General features: G+C 71.0%; 24 protein-coding genes. 12 read left to right on the plus strand and 12 right to left on the minus strand.

Annotated elements, in window-relative coordinates; genetic code table 11:
• Positions 1 to 28: 28 nt before the first annotated feature.
• Positions 29 to 1033 carry a 4-hydroxy-3-methylbut-2-enyl diphosphate reductase gene (locus tag IPK24_25050; protein MBK8078720.1) on the minus strand — a complete coding sequence of 335 codons (1005 nt, stop codon included), beginning with the start codon at positions 1031 to 1033 and terminating at the stop codon, positions 29 to 31.
• A gap of 29 nt (positions 1034 to 1062) precedes the next feature.
• On the opposite strand from IPK24_25050, the gene IPK24_25055 reads away from it, so the two are divergent.
• Positions 1063 to 2343, plus strand: coding sequence for an exodeoxyribonuclease VII large subunit (locus tag IPK24_25055; protein ID MBK8078721.1), 1281 nt, complete (start codon positions 1063 to 1065; stop codon positions 2341 to 2343).
• A 95-nt stretch (positions 2344 to 2438) separates the two neighbouring features.
• The gene (locus IPK24_25060) at positions 2439 to 2699 is read left to right on the plus strand and encodes an exodeoxyribonuclease VII small subunit (protein ID MBK8078722.1); all 261 of its coding nucleotides are present in this window, start codon (positions 2439 to 2441) and stop codon (positions 2697 to 2699) included.
• Positions 2700 to 2722: 23 nt separating this feature from the next.
• Here IPK24_25060 and IPK24_25065 read toward each other — a convergent pair whose 3' ends face one another.
• From IPK24_25065 to IPK24_25080, 4 genes are all read right to left on the minus strand, one after another.
• Entirely contained in the window at positions 2723 to 3277 is a 555-nt protein-coding gene (locus IPK24_25065; protein ID MBK8078723.1) for a hypothetical protein, read from the minus strand.
• A gap of 10 nt (positions 3278 to 3287) precedes the next feature.
• On the minus strand, positions 3288 to 4358 hold the full coding sequence (locus IPK24_25070) for a peptidase M4 family protein (GenBank protein ID MBK8078724.1): 1071 nt from the start codon (positions 4356 to 4358) through the stop codon (positions 3288 to 3290).
• 97 nt (positions 4359 to 4455) lie between these two features.
• Entirely contained in the window at positions 4456 to 5967 is a 1512-nt protein-coding gene (locus IPK24_25075) for a DUF2079 domain-containing protein (GenBank protein MBK8078725.1), read from the minus strand.
• Entirely contained in the window at positions 5964 to 6605 is a 642-nt protein-coding gene (locus IPK24_25080; GenBank protein ID MBK8078726.1) for a DUF4245 domain-containing protein, read from the minus strand. Before IPK24_25080 ends, IPK24_25075 begins: the two co-directional genes overlap by 4 nt.
• 20 nt (positions 6606 to 6625) lie before the next feature.
• Between IPK24_25080 and IPK24_25085 the strand changes: the two genes are divergently transcribed.
• Positions 6626 to 7558, plus strand: a complete 933-nt coding sequence (locus IPK24_25085; protein ID MBK8078727.1) for a carbohydrate kinase — start codon at positions 6626 to 6628, stop codon at positions 7556 to 7558.
• Between the two features lie 26 nt (positions 7559 to 7584).
• Here the strand turns inward: IPK24_25085 and IPK24_25090 are convergent, their stop codons facing one another.
• A complete protein-coding gene (locus tag IPK24_25090) occupies positions 7585 to 8856 on the minus strand; it encodes a LacI family DNA-binding transcriptional regulator (GenBank protein ID MBK8078728.1) in 1272 nt (423 codons plus the stop codon).
• Positions 8857 to 8955: 99 nt separating this feature from the next.
• On the opposite strand from IPK24_25090, the gene IPK24_25095 reads away from it, so the two are divergent.
• The 4 genes from IPK24_25095 to IPK24_25110 all read left to right on the plus strand — a co-directional run bounded on the left by IPK24_25095 (position 8956) and on the right by IPK24_25110 (position 14687).
• Complete coding sequence (locus IPK24_25095; protein ID MBK8078729.1) at positions 8956 to 10890, plus strand: alpha-amylase family protein; 1935 nt, start codon at positions 8956 to 8958, stop codon at positions 10888 to 10890.
• A 137-nt stretch (positions 10891 to 11027) separates the two neighbouring features.
• Complete coding sequence (locus IPK24_25100; GenBank protein MBK8078730.1) at positions 11028 to 12575, plus strand: hypothetical protein; 1548 nt, start codon at positions 11028 to 11030, stop codon at positions 12573 to 12575.
• Complete coding sequence (locus IPK24_25105; protein ID MBK8078731.1) at positions 12572 to 12835, plus strand: hypothetical protein; 264 nt, start codon at positions 12572 to 12574, stop codon at positions 12833 to 12835. Before IPK24_25100 ends, IPK24_25105 begins: the two co-directional genes overlap by 4 nt.
• A gap of 160 nt (positions 12836 to 12995) precedes the next feature.
• The gene (locus IPK24_25110) at positions 12996 to 14687 is read left to right on the plus strand and encodes a fumarate hydratase (GenBank protein ID MBK8078732.1); all 1692 of its coding nucleotides are present in this window, start codon (positions 12996 to 12998) and stop codon (positions 14685 to 14687) included.
• 296 nt (positions 14688 to 14983) lie between these two features.
• Here the strand turns inward: IPK24_25110 and IPK24_25115 are convergent, their stop codons facing one another.
• Both IPK24_25115 and IPK24_25120 read right to left on the minus strand, forming a co-directional pair.
• Positions 14984 to 15943 (minus strand): hypothetical protein, encoded by a 960-nt coding sequence (locus tag IPK24_25115; protein ID MBK8078733.1) that lies wholly within the window; start codon positions 15941 to 15943, stop codon positions 14984 to 14986.
• A gap of 321 nt (positions 15944 to 16264) precedes the next feature.
• Complete coding sequence (locus IPK24_25120; GenBank protein ID MBK8078734.1) at positions 16265 to 17422, minus strand: molybdopterin molybdenumtransferase MoeA; 1158 nt, start codon at positions 17420 to 17422, stop codon at positions 16265 to 16267.
• Between the two features lie 640 nt (positions 17423 to 18062).
• Here IPK24_25120 and IPK24_25125 point away from each other — a divergent pair.
• The 4 genes from IPK24_25125 to IPK24_25140 all read left to right on the plus strand — a co-directional run bounded on the left by IPK24_25125 (position 18063) and on the right by IPK24_25140 (position 20948).
• Positions 18063 to 18722: a carbonic anhydrase gene (locus IPK24_25125; protein MBK8078735.1), complete on the plus strand. Its 660-nt coding sequence runs from the start codon at positions 18063 to 18065 to the stop codon at positions 18720 to 18722.
• Positions 18723 to 18736: 14 nt separating this feature from the next.
• Positions 18737 to 19429, plus strand: a complete 693-nt coding sequence (locus IPK24_25130) for a hypothetical protein (protein ID MBK8078736.1) — start codon at positions 18737 to 18739, stop codon at positions 19427 to 19429.
• Between the two features lie 65 nt (positions 19430 to 19494).
• Positions 19495 to 20103, plus strand: a complete 609-nt coding sequence (locus IPK24_25135) for a PAS domain-containing protein (protein MBK8078737.1) — start codon at positions 19495 to 19497, stop codon at positions 20101 to 20103.
• A complete protein-coding gene (locus tag IPK24_25140; protein ID MBK8078738.1) occupies positions 20100 to 20948 on the plus strand; it encodes a chemotaxis protein in 849 nt (282 codons plus the stop codon). Before IPK24_25135 ends, IPK24_25140 begins: the two co-directional genes overlap by 4 nt.
• Positions 20949 to 21471: 523 nt before the next feature.
• On the opposite strand, the gene IPK24_25145 is transcribed toward IPK24_25140, so the two are convergent.
• The 3 genes from IPK24_25145 to IPK24_25155 form a co-directional block, all read right to left on the minus strand.
• Positions 21472 to 22632, minus strand: a complete 1161-nt coding sequence (locus IPK24_25145; protein ID MBK8078739.1) for a hypothetical protein — start codon at positions 22630 to 22632, stop codon at positions 21472 to 21474.
• Positions 22633 to 23233: 601 nt separating this feature from the next.
• Positions 23234 to 24568 carry a PhoH family protein gene (locus tag IPK24_25150; GenBank protein ID MBK8078740.1) on the minus strand — a complete coding sequence of 445 codons (1335 nt, stop codon included), beginning with the start codon at positions 24566 to 24568 and terminating at the stop codon, positions 23234 to 23236.
• Positions 24569 to 24715: 147 nt separating this feature from the next.
• Positions 24716 to 25477 carry an isoprenyl transferase gene (locus IPK24_25155; GenBank protein ID MBK8078741.1) on the minus strand — a complete coding sequence of 254 codons (762 nt, stop codon included), beginning with the start codon at positions 25475 to 25477 and terminating at the stop codon, positions 24716 to 24718.
• Positions 25478 to 25584: 107 nt separating this feature from the next.
• Here IPK24_25155 and IPK24_25160 point away from each other — a divergent pair, with 107 nt between their 5' ends.
• Positions 25585 to 26241 (plus strand): hemolysin III family protein, encoded by a 657-nt coding sequence (locus tag IPK24_25160; GenBank protein MBK8078742.1) that lies wholly within the window; start codon positions 25585 to 25587, stop codon positions 26239 to 26241.
• A 21-nt stretch (positions 26242 to 26262) separates the two neighbouring features.
• Here IPK24_25160 and IPK24_25165 read toward each other — a convergent pair whose 3' ends face one another.
• Positions 26263 to 26790, minus strand: a complete 528-nt coding sequence (locus IPK24_25165; protein ID MBK8078743.1) for a hypothetical protein — start codon at positions 26788 to 26790, stop codon at positions 26263 to 26265.
• Positions 26791 to 26852 lie beyond the last annotated feature (62 nt).

The raw sequence follows: 26852 nt of genomic DNA on the forward strand, positions 1-26852 counted from the left end.
CAGGTTGGGGTGGGGTTACGGGTGGGGATTACGGGGCGGAGCGCTTGAGGTCTCGGCGCAGTTCGTGGGGCAGGGAGAACAGCAGGTCCTCCTCGGCGGTCCGGACCTCCTGCACCTCGCCGTAACCTCGCTCGGCCAGCCAGTCCAACACGCCCTGAACCAGCACCTCGGGTACCGACGCTCCCGACGTCAGCCCCACAGCGGTCACGTCGTCCGACAGCCAGGCCTCGTCGAGTTCGGCGGCCCAGTCGACCCGGTGCGCCGCGCGCGCACCGTGCTCCAGCGCCACCTCGACCAGGCGCACCGAGTTCGACGAGTTGCTCGACCCGACCACGATCACCAGGTCGCACTCCGGGGCGATCTTCTTCACCGCCACCTGACGGTTCTGCGTCGCATAGCAAATGTCGTCACTCGGTGGGTCGGCCAGCTGCGGGAACCGCTCGCGCAGCCGGCGCACCGTCTCCATCGTCTCGTCCACCGACAGCGTGGTCTGGCTCAGCCACACCACCCTGGCGGGGTCGCGCACCGTCACCGACGCGACGTCGTCCGGGCCGTTGACCACTTGGATGTGCTGCGGCGCCTCGCCCGCGGTGCCCTCGACCTCCTCGTGACCGGTGTGCCCGACCAGCAGGATGTCGTAGTCCTCCCGCGCGAACCGGATCGCCTCCTTGTGCACCTTGGTCACCAGCGGACACGTCGCATCGATGGTCCGCAACCCCCGCTCCGCGGCCTGCTGGTGCACCACCGGCGCCACCCCGTGCGCCGAGAACACCACCAGCGCTCCCTCGGGCACGGCGTCGGTCTCGTCGACGAACACCGCACCGCGCTGCTCGAGCGTGGCCACCACGTGCCGGTTGTGCACGATCTGCTTGCGCACGTACACGGGCGCGCCGTACAGGTCGAGGGCCTTCTCCACCGCCTCCACGGCCCGGTCGACCCCGGCGCAGTAGCCCCGCGGCGCAGCCAGCAATACCCGTCGTGCTGTCTCGACCTGTTCCGTCTCGACCTGTCCTGTCTCGCTCACGCCGGTCATCGTAGGCAGGCCTGCGTAGTGTTGGCCCGGTGAGTCCACGGGACATCCCCACCACGGCGGGCGCCACCACCCCCGACAAACCCTGGCCGGTGCGCCTGCTGACCTCCAAACTCACCGAGTACCTCGCCAAGGCACCCGCGGTCTGGCTCGAGGGCCAGGTGGTGCAGCTCACCCGCCGCCCGGGTCAGGGCACCGTCTACCTCACCCTGCGCGACACCGACGTCGACCTCTCGTTCTCGGTCACCCTGGCCGCCCGCGTCCTCGACGCGTTGCCCACCCCGCTGCACGACGGCAGCCACGTCGTGCTGCACGCCCGGCCGCAACTCTTCCCCCGACGCGGCTCGCTCAGCCTGGCCGCCGACGACCTGCGCCCGGTCGGCGTCGGCGAACTGCTCGCCCGCATCGAGCACTTGCGCCGCATGCTCACCGCCGAGGGCTTGTTCGCCGCCGACCGCAAGCGCCCCCTGCCCTTCCTGCCGCACACCATCGGCCTGATCTGCGGCCGGGCCAGCGCCGCGGAGAAGGACGTCGTCGACAACGCCCGCCGTCGCTGGCCCGAGGTCGGCTTCGACATCCGCGCGGTCGCCGTCCAGGGACCCAACGCCGTCCCCGACGTGCTCACGGCCCTGGCCGCCCTGGACGCCGAACCCACCGTCGAGGTGATCGTGATCGCCCGCGGCGGCGGCTCGCTCGAGGACCTGCTGCCGTTCAGCAACGAGACCCTGCTGCGCGCCGTGGCCGACTGCCGCACCCCGGTGGTCAGCGCCATCGGCCACGAGGTCGACTCCCCGTTGCTCGACCTGGTCGCCGACGTGCGCGCCTCCACCCCCACCGACGCCGCGCGCCGCGTCGTCCCGGACGTCGCCGAAGAACGCGCCGGCATCGCCGCCGCCCGCGCCCGCGCCCGCGCCGCGGTCTCGGCCCGCATCGAGCGCGAACACCACCTGATCGCCGACCTCCGCCGCCGACCGGTGCTGGCCGACCCCACACGACTGATCGCCCCGCACGCCGCCGAGATCGACACCGCCCGCCGGCGCGCCCGCAGTGCCCTCGCGACCCGGCTCGATCGAGGCGCGGACGACGTCACCCACCTGCGTTCACGGGTCGCCGCGCTCTCACCGGCGGCCACCCTCGCCCGCGGCTACGCCGTGGTGCAACGCACCGACGGCGCCGTGGTCCGCGGGGCGCACGAACTCAGCGCGGGCGACGCGGTACGGATCCGCCTCGCCGAGGGCCGGCTCGACGCCCAGGTCACCGCGACCCTCACCGGGACCATCACCGAGACCATCACCGAGACACCGCCCGGCTGATCGATCCGCGCCGACCCTTTCCGTGCCGGCCCTTTCCGTGCCGCACCATTCCGTGCCGCACCATTCCGTGCCGCACCATTCCGTACAGTGGCGCCGTGGCCGCCAAGAAGACAGCACCCTCGCCGAGCAGCGCGGCATCCGACCCGAACGCCGACGTCGCCGACCTGGGCTACGAACAGGCCCGCGACGCCCTGGTCGACATCGTGCGCCGACTCGAGAACGGCGGCGCCAGCCTCGAGGAGTCCCTCGCGCTGTGGGAACGCGGCGAGGCCCTGGCCACCCGGTGCGAGCAGTGGCTGGACGGCGCCCGCGCCCGACTCGACGCCGTCCGGCCGGGCGACCTCGACGAGACCTGACGTGCCCCGACGAGATCTGACGCTCAGCTCTGAACCTGGCGCAACACCTGCTGCAACGCCGTGATCGCCTCGGTCAGGGACGCCGGCACGGTGGTGTCGTAGGCGACCACCGTCGCGCCCTGATACCCGATGGTGTAGATCTGCAGGTCGGCCCCCGCACCGGGCGGATAGGTGTGATCGCCACCGAACAGACCCGATCCCTCGAGAGCCCGGCGAATCGCTGCCAGTTGCTCGGCCTCGACCCGCCCCACGCTCCGCCGGCCGCTCACGGTCGCGGACGCCGCGCCGTCCGGCTCGATCGTCAGCTCGCGCAGCTGACCACTGAACCCGCCCTCGACCTTGAACGTGATCACGTTGTGCTCCGTCTCGTGAGAGTCACCCGCTGTCGTCGGCCGAGCGGCACTGGGCGGCAGGATCGATGTCGGGGTCGGGGTGGAGGTCCGGACCGGCCCCGAAGCGACGGACACCGAAACGCTCACCCCGGTGGACGGTACCGTCGCGGGCGCAGCGGCACCGCCGCAGCCACCCACACACACGGTGGCCGCGGCGATCACCAGTACGCGCTGCGCGGTTCTCATCCGGTGCAGGTCACCCCACACCCACCGCGCGCCACGCCCCTCGCACCACCTGGGTCGCTCCCTTCGTGACCCTCCCGGCCTTGACCAGGATCCGCGCCGACTCGGCCACCTGGGCCGCACCCTGCGCGAAGGTCGCGTTCTGGGGCAACTTCTGCAGCGCGTGGTACCAGATCCGGGTCGCCTCCATGGTGTCACCGAGTTCGGTGGCCACCAGGTAGAACGCCCGGTTGGCGATGCCGGAGTTGATGTGCACGCCACCATTGTCGGCGCTGCCGGTGAAGCGGTCGGCGTAGTGCGCCGGCTGCGGGTCCTTGCCCAGGATCGGGTTGTCATAGGCCGTCCCCGGGTGGGCCATCGACCGCAGCGCCTCGCCGTAGAGCTCCGGCCCCATGATCTCGTCACCGATCAGCCAGTCCGCGTCGTGGGGCTTCTCCCCCGCGGCCCACTGCGTGATGGCGGTGCCGAAGACATCACTGAAGTGCTCGTTCAGCGCACCGGACTCGCCCTGGTAGATCAGGCCGGAGGTGAACTGGGTGACCCCGTGGGCCAGTTCGTGGGCCACGACGTCGAGCGAGCGGGCGAACCCGCTGAAGATGACGCCGTCCCCGTCACCGAAGGTCATCTCGTCGCCGTCCCAGAAGGCGTTGTTGAACTGGGACCCGAAGTGCACGTTGAGAACCAGGTCCATGCTGCGGTTGTCGATCGACTCCCGGCCCAGGGCGGTGTGGAAGAAGGAACGCACCGTACCGGCGCAGTCGTAGGCGCTCAGCGTGTCGGCGTCGTCGGTCTCGGGCTCTCCCTCGGCCCGCACCAGCACCTTGCGCTGATCCGTGGTGTTCTGGCTGTCGTAGACCTCGCGCCGCGAGGTGCCGGTGGGCTTGGGCGCCAGCGCCAGCACCCCGGCGTGGCCCGCGCCATCGGCCGCCGCCGCCTGCAACGCACCGGCGCGACGCTTGCGCGCGGCGTCCGCCAAGGACTGTTGCTCGCGTTCGGCGGCAGGCCCAGAGGTGTTCTGGGCGACCTCTTTCTGCACGTACGGCGGGACGAACAGGCATCTGCTGCCGACAACGGGGTATGGCATCTCGACCTCCCGAGTAGGTGGCCACCCGGACTGGTGAAACCACTCTGGGACGTAGAGGCGCCAACAGCCGGATAGATACCGGACGTCGCGGTCGGTCTCAGTCCACTCGGCACACGGGGTCGACCATCGCCCCCTGGCGCCGCAACAGCACGATGACGTTGCGCTGCTCGTAGGCGGTGAATCCGCGCCGCAGGGCCTCGGCGTAGGCCTGCGCCGGGGGCACCCCCTGCCAGCCGGTGTCCGGCCGGCTGAAGTCGAGCACCATCCAGGTCGCCAGGTTGTTCGAGCGACCCACCCGGGTGACGTAGTCGCGTCCGGTCAGCTGCGGCGCCATCGTGTTGTCGGCCTCGACGCAGACGCCGTCCGGGATCAGCGGCAGCACCTCGTCGATCGCCCGAACCCGCAGGTCGCGTGCCCAGAAGCGTTGGGTGGCAAGGCGACCGAGCGGGTAGTCACCGGCCTGAACCAGCATTCCCACCACCAGCACGGCGGTGCACCCGGCCAGCCAGCCACCCACCAGCCGGGCCCGGACGACGCGCGCCCACCGCGCCGGGCGACCCTCCAGCCGGCGAGCGAGACCGGCCACGGCGTCCACCGCGGCCAGGAACATGATCGGCGCGAGCACCGAGGAATAGTGGAAGTTGGTCGTCCACAACAGGTCTCGCTCGTTCAGCATCCGCTGCGCCAGCAGCGGCAGGGTGAGCAGCACGTAGCGCGAGCCCAGGCACGCGTAGAGCACCGGCATGCCCAGCATCAGCAGGGTGTGCGCCTTCTTCCAGGGCGTCACCATCATCACCAGGACCGACCAGGGGTGGGTCAGCACGAACCGCAGCGCGCTGGCCGGGTCCGGGCCGAGCGCCGGGAAGGTCCAGTAGACGAAGCCGACGCCCCCGGCGAAGTGCGGGATCACCACCGCGGTGGCCAGTTCGTAGCCGGCCACGCCCAGCACCATCAGGGCGCCGCCCCAGACCAGATCGGCGCGCTCCGGCCGCAGCCGCCACGCACCCTCAGCGCCACGCCCCCAGCGCACGGCGTGCACGGCGACCAACACCCCGACCAGCAGGACGACGGTGCCCATGTCCTCCCGGGTGGCGAGCAACCCCAGGCAGGCCAGCAGCGTCGTCCGACGGGCCCGTCGATCGACCGCATCGATCACCAGCGCCAACAGCGGCACCGCGAAGGCGATCTCGTGAACATCGAACTGCACCATGCGCTGCAGCGGCCAACTCACCACGTAGAGGCCGGCCACCACCACCGCCGGCCGCGATCCGAGCCGTCGTGCCGTGAAGGCGGCCACCGGCACCACCGACACCGCGATCAGCGCCGCCTGGGCAGCGAGCAACATCCGCGGGTCGTCCCAGACCCAGTACAGCGGCGCCCACAGCGCGATGATCGGGTGGAAGTGGTCCCCGAGCAGGTGATACCCCGGCGCCTTCAACGGCACGACGGGGGCCTCGAACCGCGCGTAGGCCCGCACCGCCTGGTCGAAGATGCCCAGGTCGAACCCGGTCGTCAGGTACCGGGCGTGCCGCGCCCAGGAGTAGGTGACGTCGATCAGGAAGGCGGCGACTGCCACGAGGGCGAGCCACTGCCGGTCGCGCCGGGTCACGAGCCGAGTTTCAGCCGATCGGCCAGGACCTTGGCGTCCCCGGTGCCGCCGACCTTGGCCAGGATCAACGTGGTGCGCTTCGGCTCGCGCAGGAGCAACGAGGTCACCTCCTTCTCGGGCTTGACCAGGACCTGCCAGGTGCGGCCCGCGGCAACCAGCTCACCGGACGGCGTCCCGCCCTGGGTGAGGGAGCTCTGCCACCGCTGGTTCCACCCCGGGGCCTGCATCAGGCCGACGTAGCGTCCGGCGTCGGTCAGGTAGTTGACGGTCCAGGTCGACAGGCCGCCGGTGTCGCGCCGGACGTCGGCACTGCTCACGGTCCAACCGGGCGGCACCACGGTCTCGACGGTGAACCCCAGCTCGGTGCTCGCGCCGCGCGCGGGCGGAACCAGGTCGATCGCCGGCCGCTGCACCGATGTCGGCCGAGGGATGAGCAGCACCCAGATGATCACCAGGCCGAGGATGGCCAGCGTGGCGAGCAGCATGGCCGAGGCCGTGGTGCGCCGGCGCGGGCGCGGCGGCGGCAACTCGGCCGGCTCGGCCATCTCGGCCGTCTCCGTGGCCTCCGTGGCCCCGGTGGCCTCGGTGGCCGACCTGGGCGGCGAATCTGCAGCTGCGGCAGGCTGATCGATGGGCACGAGCACTACCATCCCACGTCATGGACGACGTGCTGGTGGTGGGTGAGGCCCTGGTCGACATCGTGCGCCGACTGGACGGCAGCACGGACGAGCACCCGGGTGGCAGTCCGGCCAACGTCGCGCTGGGGCTGGGGAGGCTCGGCCGGCGGGTCTCGCTGCTGACCCGCTTCGGGGACGACGCCCGCGGCGCCTCCATCCGGGCGCGGCTCGAGGCCTCGGCGGTTCAGATCGTTGCGGCGTCCCAGAGCGCGGCGCCCACCTCGACCGCGACCGCCACGCTGGACGCCGCCGGTGTCGCGACCTACGAGTTCGAGATCGACTGGCGGTTGCCGGACGAGGCCCACTCGCTGGCCCAGCTCGGGCGCGGCGGCCTGCCTGCTCGTGCCCTGCACACCGGCTCGATCGCCGCCTTCCTGCAGCCGGGCGGCGACGCGGTGTACGACCTGGTCGCCGAGGCCGCCGGGTCGATGACGATCACCTACGACCCCAATGCGCGGCCCAAGCTGATGGGCGATCCGGCAGCCGCCCGCGAGCGCGTCGAGCGGTTCGTGACGCACTGCGACCTGGTCAAGGTCAGCGACGAGGATCTGGAGTGGCTCTCGCCCGGCGAGGATCCGGCCGAGGTGGTCGAGCGGTGGCTGCAGCTGGGGCCGGCCGTGGTGATCCTCACCCGCGGTGGGGCCGGTGCCCTGGGCGTGTGCCGGGCCGGTCAGGCCGATGTCTCCCCGGTTCCGATCACCGTGGTGGACACCGTGGGCGCCGGTGACTCGTTCATGTCGGGCCTGCTGGACTACCTGGCCGAGGCGAACCTGCTCGGCGGCGAACACCGCGCGGCGTTGCAGGCGCTGGACCTGAAGGACCTGACGGCGATGCTCGAGCACGCCGTCCGGATCTCGGCGATCACCTGCCAGCGGGCCGGTGCCGACCCGCCCACCCGCTCCGATCTGGCCTGAGGCCCCGGGCGCCGTCCGGGCCGCACTCAGGTCGGCGGACGGCCCGTCGTGCGCCGCAGCACCAACCGGACGTCGTGGAAGCGCACCTCGGCGTCCGACTCTGCCTCGTCCCGCGGGTCGAGTCGCCCGATCAGCCACCGGGCTGCCGCTGCCCCCTGGGCGGCGACCGGCTGGGCGACCGTGGTCAGGTCGAAGGTGTGAGCCAGCTCGTGGTCGTCCAGACCGACGATCGAGACGTCCTCGGGGCATCGCAGCCCGCTGTGCCGCAACGCCCGCAAGGCACCGAAGGCCATCTCGTCGGACTGGCAGAAGACCGCGGTCGGTGCCCCGCCCGGCTGCGAGAGCAGCGCGGTCATGGCCAGCTCGCCGCCCTCGGCCGTGAACTGACCATCCCGCTCCCAGCCGGGACGCACCTCGATGCCGGCCATCGTCAGCGCCTCGCGGTAGCCCTGGGTCCGCCAGCCGGGCACGCTGAAGTGCTCCGGGCCGTCGAGGTCACCGCCGATGCACCCGATGCGCCGGTGGCCCAGATTGATCAGGTGCTGCACCGCCAGCCGGGCGGCAGCGACGTTGTCCACCCGCTCGCCGTGCACCCCGGTCATCGGTTCGGCCACCCCGGCCAGCGGCACCCCCAGCGAACGCAGCGAGGTGATCTCGCGGGCGTCCAGCGGAAGGGCGACCACCAGAACCCCGTCGACCCGGCGCCGCAGCGGCAACGTCTCGAAGAACTCGGCCCGGCGTTGGGAGTCCGACAGCACGTGCAGGATCAGGTCGTACCCCCGCCCACGCAGCACCTCCTCGATCCCGCGCAGCACCTCGGCGAAGAACCACCGACCGGCGTAGGGCAGGACGACGCCGATGGCGTTGATCCGACCCGTCACCAACCCGGAGGCCAGGGGCGAGACGGTGTAGTCGAGTTCAGCCGCCGCGGCGAGCACGCGGTCACGGGTGGCGGGGGACACATTGGGCGTGTCACGCAACGCACGCGACACGGTGGCGACCGAGACGCCTGCACGCGCGGCGACGTCCACGATGCTGGCACGCGAGAACGGGCCGGTCGTCCTCGTGGACGGCCGGCCCTGAGGCAATGGCGAGACTGCGCGCACGTCAGAGGCCCTTCCCTCCGGCCGAGACGGTCCGGAGGTTTTGCTGCCAAGGTGACATGTCCGGAGTCCGCTGGCAAGCGCTTGCAGGCGCGGATTCAGCCCGATCCGCAGCACGTCGGCGCGACCGGGTGCTCGGTGAGCGGGAGCACCACCCGAACAAAGGTTTACATCTCTACAGTGGCCCTCGAGCATCCCCCGAGTGGACACCGCTCGGTGACCACGGGTAGGTAGACCCATCCAGGTCGGTCCCTCACGCGCCGAGGAGGAACTGTGAGCGTCGACGTCGCCGGCATGATCCAGTCTGCCCGTGGACAGGCGACCACGGACGGTGAGGGATTACTCGAACGGCTGGAGCGCTGGGGCCAGGACCTGCTCACCGGGCTCGGGGTGTTCGCCGAGCCGCCGGTCCAGCAGGTGCTCGACCTGGTGATCGCTGCCCACAACGCCCGCCGTCCCGCGTTGCGCGCCCTCGACCACCGCCGACTGCTGCGCTCGGATTGGTTCAGCGGCCCCGACCAGGTCGGCTACGTCTGCTACCCCGATCGGTTCGCCGGCACCCTGGACGGCGTCCGGAGCAAGATCGACTATCTGGGCGAGCTGGGGGTCACCTACCTGCACCTGATGCCCTTGCTGCAGCCCCGCTCCGGCCCGGACGACGGCGGGTACGCCGTGCAGGACTACCGCACGGTGCGTTCCGATCTCGGCACGATGGCCGACCTCGAGAAGCTGAGTGACGCCCTGCACGAGGCGGGGATCGCGCTCACCCTCGACCTGGTGCTCAACCACGTGGCCAAGGAACACGCCTGGGCGCGGGCCGCGGTGCGCGGCGAACAGCCCTACCGCGACTACTTCATGTTCTTCCGCGACCGGACGATGCCGGATGCCTACGAGCGCACCCTGCCCGAGATCTTCCCCGACTTCGCCCCGGGATCGTTCACCTGGGAGGAGGAGATCACCCACGCCGACGGCAGCCGGGGCGCCTGGGTCTGGACGACGTTCAACAGCTACCAGTGGGATCTGGACTGGTCGAACCCGGACGTGTTCTGCGAACTGCTCGACGTGATCCTGTTCCTGGCCAACATCGGTGTCGACTGCCTGCGGCTGGACGCCATCGCCTTCCTGTGGAAGCGGATGGGCACCAACTGTCAGAACCAACCCGAGGTGCACGACATCGTGCAGGCGCTGCGGGCCGCCGTCCGGATCGCCGCCCCCGGGGTGATCTTCAAGGCCGAGGCGATCGTGGCCCCGGAGGATCTGCCCGCCTACCTCGGCACCGGCCGCCATGCCGGCAGGGTCTGCGACATCGCCTACCACAACAGCCTCATGGTGCAGCTGTGGTCGGCCCTGGCCACGGGGTCGGCGGACCTCGCGCGGCGCGCGCTCGCCGTCCCGCCGCCCAAGCCGGTCACCACGGCCTGGACGACGTACGCCCGGTGCCACGACGACATCGGATGGGCGATCTCGGACAGCGACGCCGCCGCGGTGGGCCTGTCCGGCTATCACCACCGCCAGTTCCTGGCCGCCTGGTACGACGGCGAGTTCACCGGCTCGTTCGCCCGCGGCGAGCTGTTCCAGGTCAACCCGGCCACTGGCGATGCCCGCACCAGCGGCAGCCTGGCCAGCCTGGCCGGGCTGGAGGCGGCACTGCACCATCAGGCACGCACCGGATCGGACGCCCTGGTCGGCCCCGCCCTCGGCCGGATCTTCCTGCTGCACGCGGTGATCTACGGCTACGGCGGGATCCCGTTGCTCTACATGGGTGACGAGTTGGGTCTGCTCAACGATCACAGCTACACGTCCGACCCGCGACTGGCGCAGGACAACCGCTGGCTGCACCGGCCTTGGATGGACTGGGACGCCGCCGCACAGCGCACCGACCCGCAGACCATCGTGGGGCGGATCTTCGGTGGCCTGGCCCACCTGGGCCGGCTGCGCGGGCAGCTGCCCTCGCTGCACGCGGCCGTCGAGAGCGAACCGCTGGACGTCGGCGCGAGTGGCTTGTTGGTGCTGCGCCGCCGACACCCCGCCGGCACCCTGCTGGCGGTCTACAACGTCTCGCCACACTGGCAGCACCTGCCCGCTGAGCCGGTGCGGGGGGCCGGGTTGACGCGGCCCTGGGATCACATCTCGAGCTTCGCCCTGCAACACGAGGGGGCCGACTCCGACGGACACGGTGGCTTCTACGCCGTGCCGCCGTACGCGGCCTGGTGGCTCACCTCGGGCTGAGCCGGGGTTGGGTCGTCGGGCTGGGTCGTCGGGCTGGGTCGTCGGGTTGGGATGGGTTCGATCGGGCCGGGCCACACGGGTGATCAGCGCGCCGCATTTCCCTCCGGGGGCGCCGATGCCGTTCACTGTGCATCGACATGTTCGACGGTGCCCCCCTTCCTGCTACGGCCCGGTGGCTGGCCGGCCTGCTGACCGCTGCCCTGCTCACCGCAGCCGGTGCCGGCTGCGGGGCGAGCACCGCCTCGAAGACCGCCTTCCCTGACGGCGCGGGTGCCGCGCCGTCCGCGCTCGCGGCCGGATCGGACGCCGAGAGCTCGATACCTGCGGGACTGGACGGCGACGCCTCGGGCGGTGCACCCGCGTTCGTCGGTGCCAGCCGCGGTGGTCTGCACCCCTCGGCCCTGCCCGAGGACCAGCTCGACCCCGGCACCTCACTGACCGGCACCGAGACCGAGAACCGCCAGTCGGGGGTGTCGGACTGGATGACCGCGGAGCCGAAGCCCGGGGTCCGGATCGAGGGGTATGCCGACGCGCTGAGCGTGCTGGCAGGTCAGTCGGTCGGGTTGCACGTCAGCTCGAGCGGTCAGACCTTCACCATCGAGGTGCTGCGCACCGGCGACTACCAGGGCCGCTGGGCGCGGCTGATCTGGAAGAGCCCAGCCATGCCCGGCGGGGTGCGTACCGGAGTCGTGCGCGACCCCGCCACCCGCATGGTGAGCGCCGGCTGGCCCCGCTCGGCCGCGCTGGACACCACCGGCTGGCCCGCGGGGGCCTACCTGGCCAAGCTGATCGGCTCGGACGGCGCCACCTCGTTCGTCCCGTTCGTGGTGCGCAACGCCACCAGTACCGGCGCCGTCCTGCTGGTGCACAGCATGGCCACCTGGCAGGCCTACAACCAATGGGGTGGGCCGAGCACCTATCGGGGCTACGAGAAGGACGACAAGGCCGAGGACTTCGAGCTCCGGTCCGTGGCGGCGTCCTTCGACCGTCCCTACGCGCGGGGGTTCGGCACCGGCACCTTCCTGACCAAGGAGTTGCCGGTGGTGGCCACCGCCGAGCGGCTCGGGCTGAAGCTCAACTACGCCGCCGACCTCGACCTGGAGCTGCACCCCGAGGTGCTGCAGGGCGCCGTCGCCGTGGTGCTGCTCGGACACTCGGAGTACTGGTCGCGGACGATGCGCGCGAACGTGACCACCGCCCGTGATCAAGGCGTCAACCTGGCGTTCCTGGGCGCCAATGCCGTACACCGGCGGATTCGACTGGCGCCGTCCCCGCTGGGGTCGGGACGCGTCATGATCAACTACAAGCTGGGCGAGGTCGACCCGGTCAAGACCGAGGACACCACCGCCGACTGGGGCAAGAAGCCGCACTCTCAGCCGCAGTCCTCGCTGGTGGGCAGCATGTTCGAGTGCGCCCACGCCAACGGCGATCTCGTGATCACCGACCCGATGGCGTGGCCGTTCGCGGGGCAGAACCTGGCCGACGGCACCCGGCTGCCCGGGGTGGTCGGCCCCGAACTCGACCGGGTGAACCTGGTGGTGAGCACGCCACGGCCGCTGCAGGTGCTCGCCCACTCCCCGTGGTCTGCCGCGACCAGCCGGACGCCTCGGACGTCACCTGGTACAGCGCGCCCTCGGGTGCCGGGGTCTTCACCGCCGGGACGCTGCGCTGGGTGGAGTCGATGACCAGCACCAACCCCCTGGTCCGCCGGGTGATCACCCGGGCGACCGAGCGGGTGCTGATCCAGGTCGCCCGCCCCCGCGCCGGCGCCCGGGTGGTCGCCCGCGACAACGTGGCCGAGTTCTACACCGCCGACGGCAAACTGGCCTCGACCGCCCCGATCACGCCCGGCCCGTCCACCACCGAGGACAGCGTCGACCCGGAGGCCGCCGCGTCGGCTCCGCCGGCCCGGCTGGGCGCACCGGCCTCGACGCTGAACCCCTGACCCTCGCCCCTGACCCTCGACGCCCTGACCCTCGACGCGGCCGTGACGTGGTGCACGCCACGCCCTGGGGCGAGGCCGACGGGCGCGCACTAGGCTCGACCGCGTCGCCCTGATCGACGCTGATCGCCCTGATCGGCCCTGATCGACGAGGAGAGTTGCGATGTCCGCCGCCGCTTCCGGCCCTGAGTTCGTCTACACCGACGTGACCCCGCTGGGTCATGTGGACACCCCCTTCCGACTGCTCACCACCGAGGGTGTGCGGACGATCGAGGCAGCCGGGCGAACCTTCCTCGAGGTGGACGCCGAGGCGCTGCGGCTGCTGAGCGAGACGGCGATGCACGACATCGCGCACTACCTGCGCCCGGCGCACCTGGCGCAGCTGGCGAAGATCTTGGACGACCCCGAGGCCTCGGCGAACGACAAGTTCGTCGCACTCGACCTGCTGCGCAACGCCAATGTCGCGGCCGGTGGGGTGCTGCCGATGTGCCAGGACACCGGCACCGCGATCGTGATGGGCAAGCGCGGCAGCCAGGTGCTGACCACCGGGGTGCGCGACGAGCAGGCCCTCTCGCGCGGGGTGTTCGACGCCTACACCCGGCTCAACCTGCGCTACTCGCAAATGGCGCCGTTGAGCATGTGGGAGGAGAAGAACACCGGCACCAACCTGCCCGCCCAGATCGAGCTGTACGCCGAGACCGGCGAGGGGTCGGAGAACGTCTACAAGTTCTTGTTCATGGCCAAGGGCGGTGGCTCGGCGAACAAGTCCTACCTGTTCCAGGAGACCAAGGCCCTGCTCAATCGGGATGCGCTGCTCCGTTTCATGGATGAGAAGCTGCGCGGCCTCGGGACGGCCGCCTGCCCGCCGTACCACCTGGCCATCGTCATCGGCGGAACCAGCGCCGAGTACGCCCTCAAGACCGCCAAGTACGCCTCGGCGAAGTACCTGGACGGCATGCCGACGGCGGGTTCGCCGTCCGGGCACGGGTTCCGGGACGTCGAGCTCGAGGCCGAGATCCTGAAGCTGACCCAGGACTTCGGCATCGGGGCGCAGTTCGGCGGCAAGTACTTCTGCCATGACGTCCGCGTGATCCGGCTGCCCCGTCACGGTGCCTCGCTACCGGTGGCGGTGGCGGTGTCGTGTTCGGCCGACCGTCAGGTGCTCGGCAAGATCACCCCCGAGGGGGTGTTCATCGAGCAGCTCGAGTTCGACCCGGCGCACTACCTGCCCGAGGTCACCCACGACGAGCTCGCGTCGTCCGGTGCGGCGGCGGAGGACGTCGTGCGGGTCGACCTGAACCGGCCGATGGACGAGATCCGGTCGCAGCTGACCCAGTACCCGGTCAAGACCCGGCTCTCGCTGACCGGCCCGTTGGTGGTGGCTCGCGACATCGCCCACGCCAAGATCAAGGAGCGGTTGGACGCCGGCGAGCCGATGCCGTCCTACCTGCGCGATCACCCGGTCTACTACGCCGGCCCGGCCAAGACCCCGACCGGCATGGCGTCCGGCTCGTTCGGCCCGACCACCGCCGGGCGGATGGACTCCTACGTCGACCAGTTCCAGGCCGCCGGTGGCTCGATGGTGATGCTGGCCAAGGGCAACCGCTCGAACGCCGTGACCAAGGCCTGCGCCGACCACGGCGGCTTCTACCTCGGCTCGATCGGTGGCCCCGCCGCCCGCCTGGCCCAGGACTGCATCAAGCACGTCGAGGTCGTCGAATACGCCGAACTCGGCATGGAGGCCGTCTGGAAGATCGAGGTCGAGGACTTCCCCGCCTTCATCGTGGTCGACGACAAGGGCAACGACTTCTTCTCCGAAGTCATCAAACCCGTCCTCACCATCACCCGCACCTAACCCCCTTCTCACTCCCCCGTCCCCCCCGTCCCCCCTGTCCCCCCGTCCCCCTGTCCCCCGTCCCCCCGGGTCCTCAACCCCAACGAGCGCGATGTCACGTTGCGCTCGTCTGGCGAGTGCGACGTGACATCGTGCTCGTCGCACATGAGCGTGATCTCGTGGGGTGATCGGAATGGGTCGACGCAGAGTGACACCCCGGACGCCGCCACCCACCCCGGTGCCTCGGCGGACTCTCGATAGAGCAGGACGGCGCCCTCGACCCTGCCCAGGCAGCAGTCGAGGGCGCGAGTCGGACGTCACGCAGCCGGTATCACGAGAATGCCCTCGGGCACGGTGCGCCCGGCAGCCAGGGCGAGCATGGCGTTCAATTCACGGACGAAACGGTCCGGCGCCGAGGTGATCTCCACCGGGGCGAAGTTGATGACCAGCAGACCACCGGCGACCATGCGCCGTGCACGCTGCATCGTGTGGACGTAGTCCGCAGGAGCCAGGTGCCACGCGAAGGAGTCGATCTCGAGGGCCAGGCCGTACTCCGGCCAGTAGGCATCAGGCCTCAACTCGCTGCCATCGGGCAGCCTCAGCCGGACGTTCCACAGGGGCGCCGGTATCCCAGCCGTCCGCATCACCTCCCGGGCCACGCCCTCGGCGATCGAGCGGACGCCGTCGGACACCTCGGCGAGCGCGAATCGGGCCAGCGCCGTCCGTGCCCGGGCCGAGGCGACGAGCTCTGCGGCCAGCTCGGGAACCGTGCACGTTCGGCGTTGGACCACGGTCGCCACAAGATGGCGAACCTCGCCCAGGACGGCGGTCCTGCGACAGGTGTCGACCAGTGCTCGGGGCACCGGAGCGTACGGAATCCCGTTCACCGTGACCGGATCGGGCATCCGATGGCTCCGTTCCACGTGCACGGACCCGTGGGACGTCCGATGTCGACCCGCCGGGATCAACACATAGATCTCGGGTCGCGGTGGCAGCGTCCTGAGCCCGGCAGCGTGCAGGGCATCGATGCCGGTGATCACCGCGTCGTCGCCGCAGAAGGCCCTGGCCCCGAGCAGGAGCTCGCGCCGGGTCGGAGTGCCTCGATGGGTCAGCACGACTCCGGGCAGGAGGCGTTGCCATGGCCCACCCACCCCGATCCGTCGAGTGATGGATGCCATCGACACCCCGAGCTCGCGCAATTGGGCGTGGGTGGCCACGTGGCCCTGTGAACCGAGGTGGAAGTCCACCTCGCGAGGATCGAACAGTCGCTTCGTCATGGCCTGAACGGTGAGGCTTGCCTCGGCGGACCGCACGCGGCGTCCGCTGACCTGTGGATGGTGGGACGCCCACCGCATCCTGTGGACGCAACGGCCCGGACGTCGCGAGGCCCGCCAGCCTCACCTCGGGCCAAACATCTACGCACCGTGACGATTTCGGGCGGGCAGCAGGGAATCGCGCTCATCCCCGGCGAGCGCAATGTCACGTCGCACTCGCTGGACGAGCGCAACGTGACATCGCGCTCATGAGGGGTGGGGCCGGGGGGCGGGGGCGGGGGGCGGGGGCGGGGCGGGGGCGGTGGGGGGTCAGGGGGTGGGGGGTCAGGGGATGGGGAGGAGGTGCAGCTCGGTGTTGGCGGTGGCACCGCCGGGGGGGATCACGGCGACGGCGTCGGCAGTGGCCAGGCCGCGGAGCATGGCGGGGCCGGCGAACATCACCGGGTGGCCTTTGCGCACCGGCAACAACCGGGTCGCCTCCGGGCCGGCGGGCACGTCGACCGCGAGGACGCCGCGGCGCACCGGTGCCGGCTGCTGGCCTCGCAGCGTGCGCACCAGCGGGTCGAACAGGGTCAGCAGGCCCGAGACGGCGGCCAGCGGGTTGCCGGGCAAGCCCACCAACGGGCGTCCGTCGGCCAGCACGGCGAGCAGCTGCGGGTGCCCCGGACGAACCGCGACGCCGTCCACCACCAGCCGCGCCCCCAGCGCATCGAGGACGGCGTGCAGGTGGTCGACCGGCCCCCGGGCGGTCGACCCCGTGGTGACCACGACGTCCCCACGGGCCGCGAGCAGCGCCGTCCGCAACGGCTCGACCTGGTCGGGAACCGCACGCGCCGAGGCGATCTCGACCCCGCGCGCCGGGATCCAGGCCGACAGCAGTGGTCCGAGCGCATCACGCAACCGGCCGTCTCGGGCCGGCCCCGAGGTCAGCAACTCATCGCCCAGGATCAGGATGTCGGCCCGCACCCGGCGGACCGACACCTCGTCCAGGCCGGCCGCCGCCAGCAGACCCAGTGCCACGGAACCGATCTCGCTGCCGGCCGGGAGCACCACCTCACCACGTCGACACTCTGCTGCCGCACGACGCACGTCGGCGCCCCACTCGGGCGCTCTCCCCCTGGGCCGCACCAGGCCCGAGGGATCCACCGTCCCGTGCTCACGGCGCAGCACGGCAGCCGCCCCACCGGGCAGGGCGGCACCGGTCGCGATGCCGACCGCCTGGCCGGGCGCCAGCGGTGCGGCGTCCGGGCGCTGCTGCCCGGCCAGAACCTGCCCCACGACCCGCCACGGCGGCGGCCCGGCCACGGCCCAGCCGTCCATCGCCGAGGTGTCCGTGGCCGGCAGATCGCTTCGGGCGCACGCGTCGTCGGCCAATACCGTCCCGATCGCGCCGGCCAGCGGCACCACCCCAGGCGGCACGGCCGACGCGACCCCGGCCGCGCGGGCGAGCGCCTCGCCCCAACTGCACTCGGCGGCGCTCATCGCCCCATCCAGGCCCAGCGCGGACGCCGCACGAACGCCTCGCCGGGGGCCGCCCCACCGCCGCCCCGGCCCCAACCCAGCCACCCACCCTCCCCCCGCCCCCCCCCCACGACCCCCACCCCCCGTCCGCCCCATGCCCGAGACCCCGCTCGGCCTCGTCACCGCGCCAGTGCGCTGCGCTCCGGGTGATCTCGCCAAGGCGGGGGCATGGGGGCGTGCCCCGCCCCTGTGCTCCCGGGCGCCTCGCCGCGCCCCGAGGCCCGCCCCGCCGGCGCGGACCCACCCCCCGGGGAACCCGACCAGCCCGACGAACACCTACCAGGCGGCCGACCACGACGGCCCCCACGTGACACGCGGTCGACGCACCCACGACCACAGCGCCCCGGCCCACCCCACCCACCCAGCGTTGGGGGCGGCGAGCACCAGCGCCGCGAACACGCGGCCGGGGGGGCGGGCCAGGAGTCCACCGCGACAGGCCGCGCCCCACCACACCACGCACCGCCACCGGTTACCGGCTCGGTCCACCCCAACGGGCCTCCGATCGGTGACGCTCGACACCCTGGCAGTCTAGGAGCGTTTGTGGGGCATGCCGCATGTCGAGCCGAGGAGACGACAGCATGCGGTAGGCCAAGATGACCACATGGTCACTGATGGTGCTCCGCAGATCTCCCCGGCACGCGCGTGGGCGGCTCTGGCCCGAGGCAACGAGCGATTCGTCGCGGGGCGCCCCGAACACCCCAATCAGGATCAGTCGCGGCGGGCCGACACCGCCGGTCGCAAGCAGACGCCGTTCGCCGTGGTCTTCGGGTGCATGGACTCGCGCGTCGCCGCCGAGATCGTCTTCGACCGGGGGCTGGGCGACCTGGCGGTCATCCGTACCGCCGGCCACGTGGTCGACAGCAGTGTCCTCGGCTCGCTGGAATTCGGTGTCGTGGCCCTGGGCATCCCGCTCGTGGTGGTGCTCGGCCACGACCAGTGCGGCGCCATCGCGGCGGCCATGGACGCCCACACCCACGGCACGATGCCCCGCGGGTACCTGCGCGAGATCGTCGAGCGGTTGACCTCCAGTCTGGTGACCACGCGCCAGGGCGGCCGCCCGATCGAGGAGGTGGACGCCATGGAGGTCATGGAGCAGCACGTCCGCCACACCGTCCACCTGATCGCCGAACGTTCCACGGCGATCGCCGAGCGCATCGCCGACGGGCGGTGTGCCATCGCCGGCGCGGACTACTGCCTCAACGAGGGCCGGGTGCAGTTGCTGGACGCGGTGGGCGACCTCGGCCCCGTCGAGCAGAGCTGACCGTCCCGATCCCGATGGACGACGTCCCCGTGGTCCTCGCCCGGCATCGTGACGGCCAGGGCGAACTCGCCCTGCGCCGACGGGGCGAGGTGCTCGAGCTGGTGGTGGACGGGGTGTTCGCCATGGACAGCGCCCACACCGCCACCGAGCAGGCGCTCGCCGACCTGGCGCTGACCCGGCTGGACGCCCACATCGAGCACGACATCAGCCTCGACGTCGTGGTGGCCGGGCTCGGGCTCGGCTACACCTGCCGCTCCCTGCTCGATCACCCGAGAGTCCGTCACGTCCGAGTGATCGAGTTGCACGCCGTCCTGGTCGACTGGATGCACGCCGGTCTGCTGCCGGGCGCTGACCTCCTGGCCGATGAGCGGCTCGAGATCCAGATCGCGGACGTCGCCGACGCCGTCCCGGCGTTGGCCCCGGCCGCCGTGGACGCCGTGTTGCTGGACGTCGACAACGGCCCCGGCTTCCTGGTGCACGCCGGCAACGCCCGGCTGTACGGCGCGGACTTCCTGAGCGCGGCGGCCCGGGCGCTACGCCCCGGTGGCGTCCTCGGCATCTGGTCGGCCGATCCGGTCCCCGGTCTGATCCCGGTGCTGGACGCCGCCTGCGGCCCCACCGAGGAGGTGCTGCTCGACATCCGGCGCGACGGACGGCAGCTCCGCTATGCGATCTACCTCGCGCGGCGCCGGGCACTGGGCAGCTGACCCTGAACCGCTGACCCTGAACCCCTCTGAAGCGTCGGGACTCAACTCTCACCCGCAATGGGCCGATGGCCAGACCATCGGGGAGTGGGCCAAGTTCTGGGAGGCAACGCGTGCGCACGTCTCGAATCGTTCCCACAGGAACGATCCGTGAGTTCGGATCCGAGGAGATCATCGTCTCGAAGACAGACCTGAAGGGGATCATCCGGTATACCAACGAGGTCTTCAGCAGAGTCGCCGGCTACTCGCGCGAGGAACTGATCGGCTCCCCTCACAGCCTGATCCGCCACCCTGACATGCCCGGCGGGGTGTTCCGCTACCTCTGGCAGAGGATCGAGTCCGGCCACGAGGTCTTCGCCCTGGTCAAGAATCTGTGCAAGGACGGCGCCGGGTACTGGGTGCTGGCACACGTCACCCCCAGCTTCGACCGGGCCGGCCACATCGTCGGCTACCACTCCAATCGGCGCCGACCCGAGCACGGCTGGATCAGCGCCATCGAGCCGCTCTACGCCCGGATGCGGGCGATCGAGAGCGGTCACCAGCGCCCCGCCGTGGCCGCCGAGGCCTCCCTGGAGGCGCTCGGCCGCGAGCTCGCCGACCTGCAGACCACCTACGACGCCTACATCTGGCAGCTGATTCGCCATCGTGACAACGGTGTCAGAGCGGTGACCGCATGACCGTCGACGATGCCTTCGCCCGGCTCGACCAGGTACTCGAGGCCGCCGCCCACGGCAACCTCGAGCTGCGGGTCGGCGCCTTGGACGCCGGGGACCCCCGCGTCGAGCGCCTGGGGGCACACCTCGACCAGGCCCTGGACGTGGTGGACGCCTTCGTGCGGGAGTCGGGAGCCTCGCTCACCGCGGCCGCCGAGGGCCGCCACTATCGCGAGTTCCTGGTGCGCGGCATGCCCGGTACGTTTCGGGACGGCGCGGCGCGGATCAACCGGGCCCGTGGTGCCATCGAGGACGCCTCGGACGAGATCACCGAGCAGCGCCTGGTACGCAGCAGGCTGGCCGCCTCGGCCGTCGACGCCTCGACGCAGGTCGCGTCGGCCTCGACCGAACTGGGTGCCTCGGCGGGCAGCCTGGCCATCTCGGCCCGCGCTGCGGTCGAGCAGGTGGGCTCGGCCCTGCACACGATGCAGTCGCTGGAGCAGACCAGCGCGGCGATTCAGCGCGCCGTGGATCTGATCCGCCAGGTCGCCTCGCAGACCCGCATGCTGGCCCTCAACGCGACGATCGAGGCAGCGCGCGCCGGGGACGCCGGGCGCGGTTTCGCGGTGGTGGCCACCGAGGTGCGCTCCCTGGCCGACGAGACGGCGACGTCCTCCGACGACATCATGCAACAAGTGGGTGCCGCGCAGGCGGCGTCCGCCGATGCCTCAGCGGCCATCTCGGCGATCTCCGCCGCCATCCGGGACATCGACTCTCAGGTCGAGGGCATCAGTCAGGCCGCCGGGGATCTGTCGGGCCTGGCCGAGTCGCTCAGCTCCGACATCGGACGGTTCGCCGACCACGTCTGACTGCTGCTGTCCGGTCGCGGACGGCGCGCCGAGATCGGACCATCGGGGCGCCCCGGGCAGACCCAGCAAGAGATAGGCCTGCGCCATGATCATCACCGCCAGGGCGATCCACTGGCCCTGGGTGATGGTCACCCCGTAGCGGTAGCGATCGAGCACCACCACGCCCACCTGCAGGATCACGATCCAGCCGAAGGTGACCGGGGTCAGCTCGGCGTACTGCAGGCTGGAGGCGAACACCCAGAACAGCACCACGAAAGCGGTGACCCCGATCGCGGCGAACACCGGGGAACGGCGCACCACCGCCTCCTTGGCCGCGTACGACCCGCCCAGGTCGAGGGCGGCAAGCATGGTCATGGCCACCAGGGCGGTCAGCCAGGTGGGCCACTCGGCGGGAAAGCGGATCAGCACGTCCGGGGGAGTCGCCCCGATGCTGGTCTGATACAGATTCCGATGCATGTCCGAGACAGATCACTGCTGCTCGACGCCCGCAGGCGCCGGCGACCGACTCGGTACCAGCCGCGACTCAGTACCAGCCGGTGGCCTGGCTGTGAGCCCAGGCTGCGGACGGCGAGCCGTACCGGTCCTTGATGTAGTCCAGACCCCACGTGATCTGGGTGATCGGGTTGGTCCGGTAGTCCGATCCGGCCGACGACATCTTGCTGCAGGGCAGGGCCTGGGCGATGCCGCAGGCGCCAGAGCTCGGGTTGACGGCGTTCCAGCGCCACCCGCTCTCACGCATCCACAGCTTCTCGAGCGGAACGAACTCGCTCTGCGACCAACCGAAGTCGGCCAGCATCACCTTGGCCAGCGCTCGCGGGTCACGCTGTGCGTCACGGGTGGCTCGCTCACGGGCCACCCGGGCCGCCGCGGCATCGGCTGCAGCCTGCGCCTTGGCGGCCGCGACCACCACCGCACCGGCGTTCTGACCCGCCTGGCTCACGCTCTGCACCGCCGCGTCCTTCTGCAACCGATCGCGCACCGCCTGCTCGACCGAGTCACGCCGGGCACCGCCCAGCGAGGCGGCACCCTCGGCGCCGGCGACCGACGGCGCAGCCTCCACCAGGTCGGTCAGGTCCTGCCCGCGGAACAGCTTGGCGTGCAGGTGCTGCGGGGCATTCGAGGCGACGACACCGAACATGGTCATCGCCAGCACGGTGCCCTTGCCGAGCCGGCGGGCCGCGATGGTGCGTGCCGAGGGACGGGCTGCTCGCTGCCGGCGCAGGTCTCGACGCGAGGGCAGCGGACGCGCCAACGGCCGCTCGCCGGTGTCGGTGTCGGTGTCGGTGTCGGTCGAATATCCGTAGGAGTCGGGCGAGGTGACGCCGTAGACGGGCGTGGGCGGCGGGACGATGCCGACACCCGCCCAGATCGCGTCGGTGTGCGCGGGGGCGCCGGCCGAGGTGATGAACGGACGAACCAGCTCGCCGGTGGGGCTCGGGTCGGTGAAGGCCTCCTCGACAGCCCGCTCCAGCTCGGCGTACTCCTCGGACTCCCACCACCGCGCGCCCATCGACGTCGAGGACGAGCTGGGGGTGGTCTGCTGCTCGGCGTCCCGCAACTCCTGGTGCCGCCGACGCCGACCGACGCCGAGGGCGTGACCCAGACCGGGAGTGAGCGGGGCGGTGGGGGGGACGACCGGGACGAACAGGTTCTCGGGATCGAGGTGCCTGATGCTGATGGGCACGGTCGGCGAGTCCACCGGCGCAGGGCGCTCCAGAAGAGCCAGACCGTGACGTGGGGTCGTCGGGGCGGAGGAGATTCCCACCGAATCGCCGCGTCGAATGCGATCCGTCGTTACGCCGTAGCGAGCCACGTCGTCCTTTCGACCACCGTCCGCACCGGGACGAACGTTTGATTCAGGCCCGCTGACCCCCGTCAGGCCACCTGACGTGGCAACGATGTCGAGTCGAACCGGGTGGCGTAAAGAACTAGTTGAAACGCTCATGGCTCTTGGTAGTGCAGCCCCCGGCTTATGTGACTCTGCGTATAGCAAAGTGACGAATGTCACTACACGCTTCGTAACTGGTTTTGTTCAGGTCAAGCCCTCTTAGGGCTCCCATAAGGAAGTTCGGCGACGATCCGTAGTTCCTTGGCCGAGCACATCGGATACGCCCGGTAATCAGGTTGCAGTAGGAGAAAACCGGCCGTAGGGGTCACCGGTTCTGCCGACGGCACCTCGAGACCACGACCCACGCAACGGCCGACCCGACCGGACACCGCCCGTCATCGATATGCGTTCGTGACCATACGGAACGTCACCGACGACGCACACGCCTCGTCCACGATCAGGGCTCGAGTCCCTCGAGCAGCTCCGTGACCAGGGCCGCCACCGGCGACCGCTCCGACCGGGTGAGGGTGACGTGAGCGAACAACGGGTGCCCCTTGAGCGCCTCGATCACCGCGGCCACGCCGTCGTGCCGCCCCACGCGCAGGTTGTCGCGTTGGGCCACGTCGTGCGTCAGCACGACCCTGCTGTTCTGCCCGACCCGGGACAGCACCGTCAGCAGTACGTTGCGCTCGAGCGACTGCGCCTCGTCGACCACCACGTAGGCGTCGTGCAGTGACCGGCCCCGAATATGGGTCAGCGGCAGCACTTCGAGCATGCCGCGGTCGATGACCTCCTCGACCACCTCCTGCGAGACCAGCGCACCCAGGGTGTCGAAGACCGCCTGGCCCCAGGGGTTCATCTTCTCGGCCTCGGTACCGGGCAGATAGCCCAGGTCCTGACCACCCACGGCGTACAGCGGGCGGAACACCATCACCTTGCGGTGCTGGCGGCGCTCCATCACCGATTCGATGCCGGCGCACAGGGCGAGCGCCGACTTGCCGGTCCCCGCCCGGCCGCCGAGCGAGACGATGCCGATCTCCGGGTCGAGCAACAGCTCGATCGCCACCCGCTGCTCGGCGCTGCGCCCGTGCACCCCGAACACGTCACGGTCGCCGCGTACCAGCCGGATCTGCTTGTCCGGCGTGACCCGACCCAGCGCCGAACCGCGCGGTGAGAGCACCACCAGACCGGTATGGCACGGCAGGTCATGAGCGGCCGGGACGGCGAGTGGTTGGCCGGCGTACAACTCGGCCATCTCATCGGCCGAGATCTCGATCTCGGCCATCCCGGTCCAGCCGCTCTCGACCGGGCTCTCCGGCTCGTACTCCTCGGCCTCCAGGCCCACGGCCGAGGCCTTGACCCGCATCGGCAGGTCCTTGCTCACCAGCGTCACATGGCGCCCGTCGGCGGCGAGATTGCGCGCCACCGCCAGGATGCGGGAGTCGTTGTCCCCCATGCGGAACCCCGCCGGCAGGACACCGGGGTCGGCATGGTTCAGTTCGACGCGCAGCCGGCCACCGCTCGTCCCGATCGGGATCGGCGCGTCCAAGCGGCCGTACTGCACCCGCAGGTCATCCAGCATGCGCAGCGACTGCCGGGCGAAGTAGCCGAGTTCGGGGTGATGTCGCTTGGCCTCCAGCTCGATGATCACCACCACCGGGACGACCACCTCGTGCTCCGCGAAGCGGGTGAGAGCCCGGGGGTCGGCCAACAACACCGAGGTGTCCAACACGAAGGTGCGACGTTGACCGATCTCGGTCGATGGACGGGTGGTGCGCCTGGTAGTGGCCATTGCGACTCCCCTCCGGCCCCACCGTGCGGTGGGTCCGATGTCAGTCATGCCGCTCGTCCGGGTCGAACCGAATCAGAACGAGGGTGACATCACCGACCACCCGAGCGCTACGACGCAATTCACACGGCGAGGGGGGCGTTTCGGGCCTCAGGTACCGTAACGACGCTCTCGTTCGGCGTAGGCCCGCAGCGCCCGCAGGAAATCGACCTTGCGGAAGTCGGGCCACAACGCCTCACAGAAGTAGAACTCACTGTGGGCGCTCTGCCAGAGCAGGAAGCCGGACAGCCGCTGCTCCCCCGAGGTGCGGATGACCAGATCGGGGTCCGGCTGGCCGCGGGTGTAGAGGTGCTCGGCGATGTGCTCGACGTCCAGGATCTCGGCGAGTTCCTCGATCGAGGTGCCCTGAGCGGCGTGCTGGTGCAACAGCGAGCGGACGGCGTCGGCGATCTCGCGCCGTCCGCCGTAGCCGACCGCCACGTTCACGTGCATGCCGGTCACGTCGCGTGTGGCGTCCTCGTGCTCCTTGAGCACGTGCGCGAGCGAGGGGGGCAGCAGGTCGAGTGATCCGACGGGGTGGACCCGCCAGCGGCCGGTGCCGGCGATGCGGCAGACCAGATCCTCGATGATTCCCAGCAAGGGGGCGAGCTCGGAGGCCGGCCGCGACAGGTTGTCGGTCGACAACAGCCACAAGGTGACGTGCTGGATCCCGACCTGCTCGCACCAGCCGAGGAACTCGAGCACGTTGGCGGCCCCGGCCCGGTGCCCCTCCGCGGTGTCGGTGCCGTAGGCGCGTGCCCAGCGCCGATTGCCGTCGACCAGGACGCCCACATGTCGGGGTATCGCCGAGGGGTTCAGGGTCGCGGTGAGCCGGCGCTCGTACAATCCGTACAGCAGAGAGCGCAGACCCATGAAGCGTCACGTTACTCCGATCGAGTGATCGAACGACCACTCATCGGGAAGGTGCCGCCACTGATTACCCATGAGTAACCTACGCCACCGTAAGGTAGGCTCCCCACATGGACGACGATCGGCTCCTTCCGCGACCCAAGCTGCGCGGTTGGCTGCATGCCGTCACCGCTCCGGCGGCCCTGGCCTACGGCATCGTCCTGGTGATCATCAGTCGCCACACCGCAGCGCGGGTGTCGGTCGGGGTCTTCGCCGGTTCGGCCGCCCTGCTCTTCGCCGTCAGCGCCACGTTCCACCGCCGCCAATGGGGTCCGCGCATGCACGCCGTGCTGCAGCGCCTCGACCACGCGAGCATCTTCCTGGTGATCGCCGGCAGCTACACCCCGTTCAGCGTGCTGTTGCTGCCCGCCGGCCAGGCCCGCACCCTGCTCATCCTGGTGTGGGGCGGCGCGCTGGCCGGCATCGCGTTTCGCGTGTTCTGGCTGCACGCGCCACGCTGGCTCTACACCCCGACCTACATCCTGCTCGGCTGGGCAGCGCTGGCCTTCGCGCCGGACTTCCTGGCCTCCGGCCAACCGTGGGCGATCGCGATGGCGGCCACCGGCGGAGTGCTCTACACGATCGGGGGCGTGATCTACGGGATCCGCCGCCCCGACCCCTCGCCCCGATGGTTCGGCTTCCACGAGATCTTCCACGCGCTCACCGTGGCCGCGTTCGCCGCCCATGCCGTGGGCGTCGGCCTCGCCGCCCACTCCGCCGGGGCCTGACGACCACTCGAGACGCTCACCTCAGGACGACGCAGGCCCCGCTTCGCGGACCTCGGCCACCTTCTCCATGGCCTGGCGCAGGTCGGCCAGCCACGACTCGGTGTTGCGCCCGACCAGACGCACACACCAGGCGAGGGCGTGGGCTCGCGACCGGGCCACCCCGGCGTCCACCAGGGTGTCGAGCACCTGCCGCTCGCTCTGACGCAACCGGGTCATCACCGGCACCGCGAGATGGGTGAACACCTCGCTGTGTTCGCCGACCCGCACCCCCCAGGCCAGCTTGCGACCGAATCGGTGCTCGGCCTCCCGGGCGATGGCGATCCGGCGTTCGCGAGTGTCGGCGCGCCACCGGGCCACATACCCGGCCAGCGCCTGCGCCCGCTCGGCCTCGGTCGCCTCGGCTGCGGCGTCCGGGCCGGCCAGCCCCAGCACGACAGTGATCTCCTCGCGGTCGACGGTGACCTGGTTCGCCGGGGCCACCCACTCCTCGGGAAGGCGCTGGGTGAACCAGGCCGCGACCTCGTTCTGAATGGTTTCCTGTTTACTCATGTAACGATGATTACTCGCTTACACGCGAGACGCCAGCCGAGAACCCACCCCTTCGCCACCAG

It is taken from the genome of Kineosporiaceae bacterium, assembly GCA_016713225.1.
Lineage (GTDB): Bacteria > Actinomycetota > Actinomycetes > Actinomycetales > Kineosporiaceae > JADJPO01.

Bases quoted from the DNA above. Each gene is read 5' to 3' on its own strand.
- IPK24_25155 (MBK8078741.1), bottom strand. From the start codon at position 25,477: ATGGGTCTGCGCTCTCTGCTGTACGGATTGTACGAGCGCCGGCTCACC.
- IPK24_25165 (MBK8078743.1), bottom strand. From the start codon at position 26,790: ATGAGTAAACAGGAAACCATTCAGAACGAGGTCGCGGCCTGGTTCACC.
- IPK24_25130 (MBK8078736.1), top strand. From the start codon at position 18,737: ATGGACGACGTCCCCGTGGTCCTCGCCCGGCATCGTGACGGCCAGGGC.
- IPK24_25105 (MBK8078731.1), top strand. From the start codon at position 12,572: ATGACCAGCACCAACCCCCTGGTCCGCCGGGTGATCACCCGGGCGACC.
- IPK24_25100 (MBK8078730.1), top strand. From the start codon at position 11,028: ATGTTCGACGGTGCCCCCCTTCCTGCTACGGCCCGGTGGCTGGCCGGC.
- IPK24_25070 (MBK8078724.1), bottom strand. From the start codon at position 4,358: ATGCCATACCCCGTTGTCGGCAGCAGATGCCTGTTCGTCCCGCCGTAC.
- IPK24_25050 (MBK8078720.1), bottom strand. From the start codon at position 1,033: ATGACCGGCGTGAGCGAGACAGGACAGGTCGAGACGGAACAGGTCGAG.
- IPK24_25115 (MBK8078733.1), bottom strand. From the start codon at position 15,943: ATGACGAAGCGACTGTTCGATCCTCGCGAGGTGGACTTCCACCTCGGT.
- IPK24_25135 (MBK8078737.1), top strand. From the start codon at position 19,495: ATGGCCAGACCATCGGGGAGTGGGCCAAGTTCTGGGAGGCAACGCGTG.
- IPK24_25150 (MBK8078740.1), bottom strand. From the start codon at position 24,568: ATGGCCACTACCAGGCGCACCACCCGTCCATCGACCGAGATCGGTCAA.
- IPK24_25120 (MBK8078734.1), bottom strand. From the start codon at position 17,422: ATGAGCGCCGCCGAGTGCAGTTGGGGCGAGGCGCTCGCCCGCGCGGCC.
- IPK24_25090 (MBK8078728.1), bottom strand. From the start codon at position 8,856: ATGCTCGAGGGCCACTGTAGAGATGTAAACCTTTGTTCGGGTGGTGCT.
- IPK24_25125 (MBK8078735.1), top strand. From the start codon at position 18,063: ATGGTCACTGATGGTGCTCCGCAGATCTCCCCGGCACGCGCGTGGGCG.
- IPK24_25140 (MBK8078738.1), top strand. From the start codon at position 20,100: ATGACCGTCGACGATGCCTTCGCCCGGCTCGACCAGGTACTCGAGGCC.
- IPK24_25085 (MBK8078727.1), top strand. From the start codon at position 6,626: ATGGACGACGTGCTGGTGGTGGGTGAGGCCCTGGTCGACATCGTGCGC.
- IPK24_25160 (MBK8078742.1), top strand. From the start codon at position 25,585: ATGGACGACGATCGGCTCCTTCCGCGACCCAAGCTGCGCGGTTGGCTG.
- IPK24_25065 (MBK8078723.1), bottom strand. From the start codon at position 3,277: ATGAGAACCGCGCAGCGCGTACTGGTGATCGCCGCGGCCACCGTGTGT.
- IPK24_25110 (MBK8078732.1), top strand. From the start codon at position 12,996: ATGTCCGCCGCCGCTTCCGGCCCTGAGTTCGTCTACACCGACGTGACC.
- IPK24_25095 (MBK8078729.1), top strand. From the start codon at position 8,956: ATGATCCAGTCTGCCCGTGGACAGGCGACCACGGACGGTGAGGGATTA.